We start from the raw sequence: 10950 nt of genomic DNA, 5'->3' as shown, positions 1-10950 counted from the left end.
TCCATCTTCCTGCTCTTCCGAATATTTTTGCCACCCATCTTTTTGTCGGTTGTTTTCTTATCCGACACATGAACGCTTCGGACACTGGCACTTTGAGTGCGGCATAGCAATTGCATACTCGTAAGTCGTGTCCTTTACAGTGGCCGCTTCCATTTTACGGAGAAGACAAGACGATGAGTAAGACTGACTATTACACCGACAACGATTTGAGCACTTGGGAACGCATCAAGAAAGCGTTCGCAAACGATTGGGAGCAAACCAAGGCGGACTTTGGTTCCGATTCGGCTCGAGACATGGACCAGGACGTGGATGATACGGTCAAGCAAATGGCTGGCTCGGATGACGCATTCGAAAATCGTGAGCAAGCGTTCCGGTTTGGCTATATTGCTCAGCAGCGCTACGCCTCGGATCACCCTCAGTGGAACGACGACCTCGATGCCCGGCTTCGCAAAGAATATGACGGAAATTACGATGCGGATCGTCGCTATATCCAGCACGCATACGGCTACCGTCCCCGAAGCTAAAGCATTTCGCGGTGCCGACATGCTCACTTGAAAATCTCGCCCGACGAATTGGTGACTGAACACGTCGGCGAGATCGAACCGCCAGCGGTCACTCTGCTCGGTTGTGCACCGGTTTATCGCTTTGCTGACGTTGCCAATTCACTATTGGGATCCACGTTCGACAATATTCGGAAACGCTTGCCATTCTTCTCGAGGCTCCTCTCTTCTCTCGACGCAGCAAGCTCCGCCAGCAACGCAGAAACGACATAGGCACCCATGGGATGATGTTTCAGTAGTGGGATTTGCAAGAACCGTGTTTACTGTTGAAACGCCAGGGAACTCTGGCGAGTCCCACTACAAAAGAAGGTGCAGCACTGGGAACTCTGGCGAGTTCCACTACGAAAGTAGATTGAAGCGTTTGGAACTCTGGCGAGTCCCACTACTAGATTAGATTGCATTGGTGAGGCAATGCGTGGCGTCCGGTCGCACACGCGGAAGCGGCTATTGGAACATCAACCTGCCCACGCTGTATACCTGCTTGAAGCGAGACCGACAGGCTGCGTCAACCGCACGCATCCGAGCTAAAAAACGATTAGACGTAAGTTTTGGCATCGTGATTGCTCCCACCCAAACATGTGAACGCTACCCACAAACAGAAGGAGTTTGGTATGGCACAGACAATACATGGTGCGTCTAATCGTAACGCTGGTACGGGAGTTCCGTCCGGTGATCGCACTCAAATCAATCAGACCAATGGCACTGACCGAGCAAAACAAAAGGCCGGTGACGCTGTTGAGTCTGCGAAGCAGCAAGCGACGCAGACGCAGGAAGAAGTGAAACAGCAAGCGGCCGAAGTGGCTTCAGCTGCAAAGCAGAAGGCGTACGAAGCAACCGCAGCAGCGAAAGAATCGGGCCGCAAGTATGCTCACGAGAAGAAGACTCGTCTGGCGGATGAGCTGGGCATTTTCAGCGGTGCCATTCGTAAAGCGTCAAGCAAGTTGCATGAAGAGCAACATGATTCGCTTGCCAGCTACATTGATGCCGCAGCAGAACAACTCGATCATGTTCGTGAATCGCTACAGAGCAAAGAGGTTGGCGATCTGATGTCGGATGTGCAGGACTTCACTCGTCGCCGTCCGGAAGTTGTGTACGGCGGATTGTTTGTAGCGGGATTGGCAGCGATGCGGTTCTTGAAAGCGTCGAAACCAGAACGACAAAGGCAGATTAACGCTGCGGATTTGGAGCGACACCGCAACCGACCGTTGGCGGCCTTCGATCGTGATTCATTGCGAACCAATGCTGGACGATCAACTTCCGGCACACTCGCACGAGACGACTCCGATCCGAACAGCCTAGGAGGTACGCAATCATGAGTACTGACTATCAAGCGGACGGAAAGAACCGTGTCGCGAACCACCAAGCCGACACGCGATCACTTTCGGATTTGATCAAAGAGTTGCGAGATGAATCCGTCGCGTTGGTTCGCGAAGAAGTGGCTCTCGCAAAAACGGAAATGGGCGAGAAGGTCAACAAGGTTGGTCGCAATTCAGCGGTGCTGATCGCTGGCGCTGCAGTGGCTCACCTGGGATTGATCTTCGTATTGTTATCAGCGTCCGCAGGGCTGGAGCGTTTCTACGATTCGCTCGGGATGTGGTTTCACGGCGACTGGATCGCACCGTTGGTTGTGGGGCTGATCGTAGGCATCATCGGCACGGTGATGCTATTGAAAGCCAAGAAGACTTTGTCGGAAACAACCGCCGTGCCTGAGCGAACTATCGAATCATTGAAGGAGGACAAGCAATGGCTACACGCCAAAACCAAATAGACGGTCGCGTTCCACGCACCGACGACCTTGACCGTCGCGACAGCGATGAAATTAAACGCCGAATCGACCGCACTCGCGGCGCGATGGACGAGACTCTCGACGAGCTTGGTGATCGATTGAATCCACGGAATTTGCTGGATGACGTGATCGAGATCTTCCGCTCTCCTACGGCACAGGACACGGCGAAGCGTGCGAGCGGTGCGGCAGGCGATTTTGCGACCAACCTCGGTCGTCAAATTCGTGACAATCCGATTGGTGCGACACTCGTGGGCGCGGGGTTAGCTTGGCTTGCGTTGGGCAATCGACGCGATGCCGATCATGACGACTACGATCCCGTTCCACGGCGACGTTCGTTGCAAAACCATTATTTTGCCGATGAAGACGACGACGAGGATGTCGGATACTACACCGATGACGACTTGTTGCTTGACACAGCGGCGGATGTCGATCATCGCCAAGGGCCTTTGGTAATCCCCGAGAGCTATGGCGAACATGATGAATCGGACGGAGTCGTCGGCACTGCAAAAGGCAAGGCGACATCGGCAGCCCGTTCTGTCAGTGACGCTGGCAGCTCCGCGTGGGAATCGACAAAGGACGCTGCATCATCGACAGCCGAAACGATTTCCAGTGCAGCGACTAGCGCTGGCGAAACGATCAGTGACGCCGCGTCGTCGGTCGCTGGAGGGGTAAAATCGGCGGCATCGTCAGTGGGCTCCGCCGCCTCGTCGGCCGGTTCGGCAACCAGCGAGGCGTCGCGACGTGCCTACCTGCGAAGTCGTGCGGCGGCTCGGGATGCCGCGCGAGGAACACGACGCAGTTCGCGCCGCGTGGGGCGTTCAGCATCGTCCGCGAGTGACCGCGCCGGCGAGCAAGTCTCGGCTGCCTACGATGCAACGGCTCGCCGTGTTCGCCGCGCCCACGACGAATCGCCGCTTGCGCTGGGATTGGGGGTACTCGCTCTCGGCGCCCTCGCCGGAGCGTTGATCCCGCGAACCCGGCGAGAAGACGAGCTAATGGGTGAGGCATCGGACGACTTGGTCGATCAAGCGAAACAGGCGGGCCAAGAAGTGTACGAGGAAGGCCGCGAGGCGGTGCAGCGGACCGTCGACACGGCGAAACAATCGGCTCAGTCGCAAGGTTTGACCGGTGATAGCTTGGCTGAGCGGGCGACACGCGTTGTCGAAAAGGCAGCCGATTCGATCTCCGACGCAGCCAAGGAAGAAGGCTTACATCCAGAACAATTGCAGGAGGATGCGAAGACGGTTGCCGAGGACGTGAAGGAGCAAGCAGATGCGGAAGCCAACGATGCAGCGGAGTCTGCCAAAGCCGAAGCCGGAAAAGTCGACGCGGATGCAGAAAAGGCACTGAAGAAGTAGTTGGTCTGCGTAACTTCCTATCCAGCCTCTGACTCTCCGACGTTCGCATCAGCGGACGTCGGATTTTTATTGGCTGTGCATCGGATCGAAATACTGAAAAACGGGGATGGTCCTACTCACCAAATATTTTTGCCCCCCATCTTTTTGCCGGTTCTTTTGTAGTTTGGGACCATCAACAAGACTCCACTCTAGATCTGCCGGCAGGTTTCCCCAGATGACAGGTTCTCTCACCGGGTCTTCTTGCGAATGCGATCGGCGCTGCGATTGCTGCCGCCGCGGGTGTTTCGACAAGCGAAGAAGACTGCGGCAAAAACATGAGTGGCAAAAAGATAAATCCCCAACTGCCTAATCACCCAATTTTTTTGCCACCCATTTTTTTGTCGGATCTTTTCCGAGTCGGGCATGGACATGGTCGCCCGCTCTCTCTTACCGACTCGATTCGACAAGAAACCATGGGGCTCACGCCCCGTACTACGTGCTGCCGTGACTTGCGGCACTTAAGAGACTGCTGAAATTATATCCGACGGCCGGCCGAAAGCGTGACCGACACTCTGGCGGGTTGCCGTTATTGTTTGACAATTGCATCTTACATACGAATGCTCTCCTACTTCGGACTCGACTCGCTTTCTTTGGCTACAATCATCGACGACGTTCACGCCCCTACCCAACCGAGGACCCCATGAAGCGTTTTCACGTGCTTTCGCTGCTTCTGCTGCTCTTGCCTAGCTCGCTGATGGCACAGTCGGCGACGATTTCGCAACCTGCGACCGAAAAATCAGCTGCCGCCGAAACGTCCGCTGACGCGAATAAAAGTGTCAATCCGGGGATCAACGCTGGATTCCTTGACCCGGAAATGGATGTGCAAGCGTGGGTGGAACGGTTTGAAGTCGAAAGCCGCGAAGTCTACCACGCTCGCGATGCGATCATGGCGCATCTGAAACTAAAACAAGGTGACCGGGTTGCTGATGTCGGTGCGGGAACCGGCTTTTACTCGCTGTTGATGGCCAGTGCGGTCGGCCCCAATGGCTGGGTGTACGCCGTGGACATCTCACCAAAATTTGTCCAATATCTGGTGGACCAGTTTGATCAACGTGATGTCGAAAACGTGACGACGGTGATCTGCGATGATGACTCGGTTTGTCTGCCGCCGGACTCAGTCGACCTAGCGTTCATCTGCGACGTCTACCATCACTTTGAATTTCCCGAACAAACGATGCAGTCGATCTTCAACGCACTTCGCCCGGGCGGACGAGTGGTGATTATCGACTTCGAACGAATCCCTGGGGTATCGCGGGAGTGGACGATCGGTCATGTTCGCGCCGGCAAAGAAACGTTCATCGACGAAGTGCAATCGGTCGGCTTCCAACTGACCGCCGAACGCAAGATCCCTGGCTTCAAAGAGAACTACTTTCTCGAGTTTCGCAAGCCAGGCCAGGCGAGTGATGAATAACGAACCGCTCGAATCACAGGCCGACGACGACACATCCCCGCCCGCACACACACCGCTGGGCTTAGGCTCGGCGATGTTCTTGGTCGCCGCCAGCATGATTGGCGCGGGAGTCTATACGACCAGCGGCTTTACGCTTGCGGCACTTGGATCGCCAGCTTGGGTGCTGGCGGCGTGGGCCACCGCAGGCGTGATCGCGATCTGTGGTGCGATTTGTTACGGCGCGTTGGCACGTGAGTTGACTGAGTCGGGCGGCGAGTACCTGTTCCTATCTCGCAAACTGCATCCGATCGCCGGCTTGATGGCCGGCTGGGTCTCGCTTTTGGCAGGTTTTACCGGAGCAATCGCGTTTGCGGCGACCACATTCGAAGCCTACCTCGGCTGGCAAGACGCGATACCCAAAGGCAGTATGGCAACAACCGTCGTCGTTCTGGCTGCGATCCTGCACACGGTTGGGGTACGCCCAGGAGCTCGAGTGCAAGATCTGGTCGTGATCTTAAAATTCTTGTTAATCGCGGCATTTGTGGTGATTGCTGTCGCGATGCGATCCAGTACCGCGATGGACGCGCCGGCCGAAACGTTGACCAACGAAGCCGTACCGTGGACGACGTTTTCGCTGACCTTTGCGACTCAGTTGATGTACATCTCGCTTAGTTTCAGCGGCTTTAACGCAGCCGTCTACATCGCGGGCGAAGTGAACAACGCGAGCCACAATGTGCCGCGGGCGATGCTGTGGGGCACATGCCTGGTGACGCTTTGTTATCTGCTGCTGAATGCTGTGTTTGTCTTGGCCGCACCGAGCGACGTGATCGTGGGACAACCCGATGTCGCCACCAAAGCAGCCGAGGCGATTGCCGGAGAGACGTTTTCCAGTTTTGTCCGAGTCGTAATTTTGATGGGATTGTTTACGTCGGTTTCCGCGATGATCATGAGCGGTCCGCGCGTCTATGCGAAAATGGCCGACGATGGATTCTTGCCCCGTTGGTTCCGTTTCTCGGGCCAGATCGCAGGCAAACCGCCAGTCGCTGCGATTTGGACTCAGGCCATCCTGGGCATCATCGTGATCCACGTGTCCAACCTCGAGCGACTGCTGAGCTACCTCGGCTTCACGCTGTCGGTCAGTGCGGCGTTAACCGCGAGTCTGCTGTTTTGGGTACGAGGCAAATCGGGCGATCGAATTCGTCCGCTGCTGTACCCGATCACCCCGATCGTATTCGTCGGCGGCACGCTGTTGGCCGCGACGCTTTCGGCAGTGAATTCACCGGTGCAAGCCGCCGTCGGATTGGGCACGATCGCCTTTGGTGCACTGCTTTACCCGTGGTACGCGCAGCGGCAAGCGTAGCGAAAATCGGCAAGAATTTTGGACCGCAGCGAATGCCCCCGAAATTATTGACGGCTAGCTGATTTAATCGTCTAACAGTCAGCCCAAGTCGTACTCGCGTCCATGATGCGTACGCCTATCGGCTAACGGTTAAACGAAGCATTCTAAAATGCGTCGAGGAAGGAACTTTGGCCTACGGTGCCTTCGATTTCCCCCGAAACCGTTCCAGTCTTGCAAAGATCACGGCAAAGCCGCAAAAGCCGGTCGATCCAGAAAAAATCAAACTGCCGCCCATCAATACGATTCCCCAAGCGAACGTATCGTCGACAAGCAAGGTCGCGAGCGAAACGACTAACACCAAGACGCCATTAGCGATCACGGCAAAGCGGGTAGGTGAAATTCGAGACATTATTGATACGCAGTTGACACGCATTGAATCTGCAAACTGCGACAGCTCGCCGCAGCCTATCCTAAACGGATACCATCCGGGTGCGTTGGATCGACGCGGGGGCCCATAAACCAACTTCCCAAGACAGCCGATTGTCGATAGTTCTCTAACTTACGATATTTGCAGCCTCCGCGATACGAAGGAACCTGATCACGATGAATGCCACCAAGCCGCTCACCATTGTCATTGTCGGTGGGGTCGCCGGAGGGGCGTCGGCGGCAACGCGAGCCCGCCGGATGAACGAAAACGCCGAGATCATCTTGCTCGAAAAAGACCCTGACGTGTCGTTCGCTAATTGTGGATTGCCTTATCACATTGGCGAAGAAATTCCTAAACGCGACTCGCTGCTGGTCGCCACGCCCGAATTCTTGCGCCGCCGGTTTCGCTTGGATGTACGAACTCGGCATGAGGCGGTTTCAATCGATCGCGAAAAGAAACGGGTGGAAGTTCGTCGCAATGAAACCTCCGAAATCATTTGGATCGACTACGACAAATTGATCTTGGCGCCGGGGGCGTCGCCGATTCGCCCGAAATTGGACGGGGTGGATGCCGACAATGTTCTTAGCCTGCGAAACTTGAGTGACACCGATCGCATCAAGGCGATCGTCGACAACCAACAAACGAAAAACGCGGTCGTGGTCGGCGCGGGCTACATCGGGCTGGAAACGGTCGAACAACTGGTCCAGCGAGGCCTCCAAACCACGTTGGTGGAACTGCAACCGCAAGTATTGCCACTGCTTGATCCGGAGATGGCGGAACCGATCGCCGGCGAGATCGAAGCTAAAGAAGTCTCCTTATGCCTGGGCCGCCGCGTGACTGGCTTTACAACCGACAAAAACAATCAGGTGACCGAGGTCACCTTGAGCGACGGCAGCACGATCGCGACCGATTTGGTGGTGATGGGGATCGGGGTACAGCCCAACATCAAGCTTGCCGTCGATGCAGGACTGGAGATCGGAGTCACCGGCGGGATTGCGACGAACGACTTCATGCAAACCAGCGATCCCGATATTTACGCAGTCGGTGACGCGGCGGAATACCGGTTCGGTCCGACCGGAAATCGAATGCGAGTGGCCTTGGCTGGGCCTGCCAATCGGGCGGGACGACTGGCGGGCCAGCATGCTGCGACCGGCAACAGCGACCCGATGCCGACCGTCCAAGGGACGTCGGTTGTCCGAGTATTTGGTGTCAGTGCCGCGATGACAGGCGTGTCGCGAGTGACGGCGAAACGGTTTGGTGTCGATGCCGCCAGCGTCACGATCGTGGCTAAAAACCACGCGGGCTACTACCCAGGCGCCCAAATGATGACACTGAAACTGGTCTATCAACCGGAAACCGGGAAAATTCTCGGTGCCCAAGCCGTCGGCGGTGCGGGCGTTGACAAACGAATCGACGTGATTGCTACGGCAATGCAATTCGATGGCACCGTTAGGCAACTCAGCGGCGTCGACCTCAGCTATGCCCCACCATTTGGATCGGCCAAAGACCCAGTTCACATGGCCGCATTCGCCGCGTGCAACCAAATCGATGGAATCGAAACATTTTGCGATAGCGATGGGGACTTGGCGGGCAAGCAAGTGGTGGATGTTCGCACGCCTGCCGAGATCGAACGTGCGCCGTTAGCCGGATTGCCGCTGGCCAGCGAATCCGAAGGCGGAATCATTGTCATTCCGGTCGACGAACTGAGGGATCGAATCGGCGAACTCGATCCATCGCTGCCAACGATCGTGTCGTGTGCGGTTGGCGTTCGCGGCCATATCGCCGCACGTATTTTGAAACAGCACGGTTTCACGGTGGCGAATTTGTCAGGCGGAGCGACGGTGCGAAACCGTGTGAAATTCGATTGACCGACGATCGTCGAATTGCCGATGAAATCATTTGCGATGAGATTTCGATTTGTCCACTGAGCCCGCTTGAAGAATTGCGTGAATGGAAACGTGAAATTTCACGGTAGAACGTGAGGCCGGAGCCCAATGCCATCTACTTTGGTAGCGGCACGGCGCGAGCCGTCCGGTTGAGGCGAGTAAAACGTTCGGTTTAGACCGGGCGAGGCCCCGCGCCGCACCGCTACAAACGCCACCCGTTTAGTGCCAAAGTAGACGGCATTGGACGCGAGCCTCCGATGCAGTGCGTTCCCAGGCCGGAGCCTGGGATCGATCCGCGGTGCAGTGGCGTTCGCCTGGAAAACGATGTTTTTTGTAGCGATTTTGGCCGTTCACCGAGGCAGCAGCGTGGATCCAGAACGGTTACAATCAGCCATCCAACGCGGCTGAGGGTAGCCCGAGCGAGCTAGTGCCGATACATGCTCGACGCGACGAGCGCGCCCATTTGCTCGATCCTCAAGTGGAACGTGCTAATGGGCTCATCGCTTGAGTCACCCGGATTGCCGTGAACCGACCGGACTTGTATTGACGACGATCAATTTTTAGCGGAAATTCCTGCTTCAAAACGAATTTGAACAAGCTTGCGACAGCCTGCCACATTGGCAAAACCTCGTTTGGTGTTCAGGTTGTTAGATACATTTTCAGAGGGTGGCGGCGAATTCGAATCGCGGAGCAACCAAAGCGCATCGCGTTCGCCGAAAATGAACCTCACCGTTGGCTGATCCTTCAGCTCGCACCACTCGTTTGTGATCAAAGGAAGAGACACTTGTCGATCGAGACTCATTCAGAACTTTCTGGACAACACGCTGGTCAAGGGAATCTTGACGCGGAAATCGATACTTATTCCTACGACGACGATATCGTGCGTAAGTTTGCGACGGCGACCCTGTTTTGGGGTTTAGTCGCAACGTTAGTCGGTTTGATCGTCGCGATCTTGTTGGTATTGCCGAAAATATTTGGCGAACTCGAATGGCTGAGTTTTGGTCGTCTTCGTCCGCTACACACCAACGCGGCGATTTTTGCCTTCGCAGGCAACGCGATCTTCGCGGCCGTCTATTACAGCACTCAGCGATTGTGCAAAGCGAGAATGTGGAGCGACGCGTTGAGTCGACTGCATTTCTGGGGCTGGCAAGCGATCATCATCGCCGCCGCTGCAACGTTGCCGATGGGGATCACGCAGAGCAAAGAGTACGCTGAACTCGAGTGGCCAATCGACTTGGCGATCGCCGTCGTGTGGGCGGGATTCTTTGGCATCAACTTTTTGATGACGTTGATCCATCGCCGCGAACGGCACATGTACGTGGCGTTATGGTTTTATATCGCCACAATTGTCACCGTGACGGTGCTGCACGTCTTCAACAACCTCGTCGTACCGATTGGTCTGGGCAAAAGTTATCCGATCTATGCCGGTGTCCAAGACGCGTTCATGCAGTGGTGGTACGGTCACAACGCGGTCGCGTTTTTCTTGACGACGCCATTCCTGGGGTTGATGTACTACTTTCTGCCCAAGGCCGCCAACCGGCCGGTATTTAGTTACAAGCTTTCGATCATCCACTTTTGGTCATTGGTCTTCATTTACATTTGGGCCGGGCCTCACCATTTGCACTACACCGCACTTCCCGAATGGGCATCGACGCTGGGGATGCTGTTCAGCGTGATGTTGTGGATGCCGTCATGGGGCGGGATGATCAACGGTCTGCTAACGCTTCGCGGTGCATGGCAAAAAGTCGCCGTCGATCCGGTTTTGAAATTCTTTGTCGTGGGCGTGACGTTCTACGGCATGGCGACCTTCGAAGGCCCACTGTTGAGCGTGAAAAGCGTTAACGCACTTAGCCACTATACCGATTGGACGATCGCTCACGTTCACGCTGGGGCACTCGGATGGAACGGCATGATGACGTTCGGGATGCTGTATTGGTTATTGCCACGGCTGTTCCAAACCAAGCTGTGGAGCACCAAGGCGGCTTCGGCTCACTTTTGGATCGGAACGATCGGCATTCTGCTGTACATCGTGCCGATCTATGCCGCCGGTTTGATGCAAGGCTTGATGTGGCGAGCGATGGATGAAACCGGAAACTTGGTTTATCCCGACTTCATCGAGACGATTCAATCGATCGTGCCACTGTGGTGGCTGCGTGTGCGTGGGC

9 protein-coding genes are annotated in these 10950 nt (G+C 55.8%); 8 read left to right on the top strand and 1 reads right to left on the bottom strand.

The genetic code is table 11. The features are described from left to right. Positions 1-173: 173 nt before the first annotated feature. From RMSM_RS25770 to RMSM_RS25740, 6 genes are all read left to right on the top strand, one after another. Positions 174-524 carry a hypothetical protein gene (locus RMSM_RS25770; protein ID WP_008703604.1) on the top strand — a complete coding sequence of 117 codons (351 nt, stop codon included), beginning with the start codon at positions 174-176 and terminating at the stop codon, positions 522-524. A gap of 647 nt (positions 525-1171) precedes the next feature. After that, the gene (locus RMSM_RS25760) at positions 1172-1876 is read left to right on the top strand and encodes a hypothetical protein (RefSeq protein ID WP_008703600.1); all 705 of its coding nucleotides are present in this window, start codon (positions 1172-1174) and stop codon (positions 1874-1876) included. Further along, positions 1873-2328, top strand: a complete 456-nt coding sequence (locus tag RMSM_RS25755; RefSeq protein ID WP_008703598.1) for a phage holin family protein — start codon at positions 1873-1875, stop codon at positions 2326-2328. The genes RMSM_RS25760 and RMSM_RS25755 overlap by 4 nt, the downstream gene beginning before the upstream one ends. Next, positions 2304-3704, top strand: coding sequence for a DUF3618 domain-containing protein (locus RMSM_RS25750; RefSeq protein ID WP_008703596.1), 1401 nt, complete (start codon positions 2304-2306; stop codon positions 3702-3704). The genes RMSM_RS25755 and RMSM_RS25750 overlap by 25 nt, the downstream gene beginning before the upstream one ends. 679 nt (positions 3705-4383) lie before the next feature. Further along, entirely contained in the window at positions 4384-5154 is a 771-nt protein-coding gene (locus RMSM_RS25745) for a class I SAM-dependent methyltransferase (protein WP_008703591.1), read from the top strand. Further along, positions 5147-6493: an APC family permease gene (locus tag RMSM_RS25740; RefSeq protein WP_008703589.1), complete on the top strand. Its 1347-nt coding sequence runs from the start codon at positions 5147-5149 to the stop codon at positions 6491-6493. The genes RMSM_RS25745 and RMSM_RS25740 overlap by 8 nt, the downstream gene beginning before the upstream one ends. 172 nt (positions 6494-6665) lie before the next feature. Here RMSM_RS25740 and RMSM_RS38905 read toward each other — a convergent pair whose 3' ends face one another. Further along, the gene (locus RMSM_RS38905) at positions 6666-6881 is read right to left on the bottom strand and encodes a YgaP-like transmembrane domain (RefSeq protein ID WP_160168377.1); all 216 of its coding nucleotides are present in this window, start codon (positions 6879-6881) and stop codon (positions 6666-6668) included. A 194-nt stretch (positions 6882-7075) separates the two neighbouring features. On the opposite strand from RMSM_RS38905, the gene RMSM_RS25730 reads away from it, so the two are divergent. Further along, positions 7076-8767, top strand: a complete 1692-nt coding sequence (locus RMSM_RS25730) for an FAD-dependent oxidoreductase (RefSeq protein ID WP_008703585.1) — start codon at positions 7076-7078, stop codon at positions 8765-8767. Between the two features lie 802 nt (positions 8768-9569). Further along, positions 9570-10950: cytochrome-c oxidase, cbb3-type subunit I (gene ccoN / locus RMSM_RS25720; protein ID WP_008703584.1), on the top strand; the 1381-nt coding region annotated here is incomplete at its 3' end.

The sequence above is a fragment of the Rhodopirellula maiorica SM1 genome (assembly GCF_000346295.1).
Lineage (GTDB): Bacteria > Planctomycetota > Planctomycetia > Pirellulales > Pirellulaceae > Novipirellula > Novipirellula maiorica.
Note: the sequence above shows the minus strand (reverse complement) of the source record. Positions and strands in the feature narration are given on the sequence as shown.

Bases quoted from the DNA above. Each gene is read 5' to 3' on its own strand.
- RMSM_RS25730 (WP_008703585.1), top strand. From the start codon at position 7,076: ATGAATGCCACCAAGCCGCTCACCATTGTCATTGTCGGTGGGGTCGCC.
- RMSM_RS25740 (WP_008703589.1), top strand. From the start codon at position 5,147: ATGAATAACGAACCGCTCGAATCACAGGCCGACGACGACACATCCCCG.
- RMSM_RS25745 (WP_008703591.1), top strand. From the start codon at position 4,384: ATGAAGCGTTTTCACGTGCTTTCGCTGCTTCTGCTGCTCTTGCCTAGC.
- RMSM_RS25760 (WP_008703600.1), top strand. From the start codon at position 1,172: ATGGCACAGACAATACATGGTGCGTCTAATCGTAACGCTGGTACGGGA.
- RMSM_RS38905 (WP_160168377.1), bottom strand. From the start codon at position 6,881: ATGTCTCGAATTTCACCTACCCGCTTTGCCGTGATCGCTAATGGCGTC.
- RMSM_RS25770 (WP_008703604.1), top strand. From the start codon at position 174: ATGAGTAAGACTGACTATTACACCGACAACGATTTGAGCACTTGGGAA.
- RMSM_RS25750 (WP_008703596.1), top strand. From the start codon at position 2,304: ATGGCTACACGCCAAAACCAAATAGACGGTCGCGTTCCACGCACCGAC.
- RMSM_RS25755 (WP_008703598.1), top strand. From the start codon at position 1,873: ATGAGTACTGACTATCAAGCGGACGGAAAGAACCGTGTCGCGAACCAC.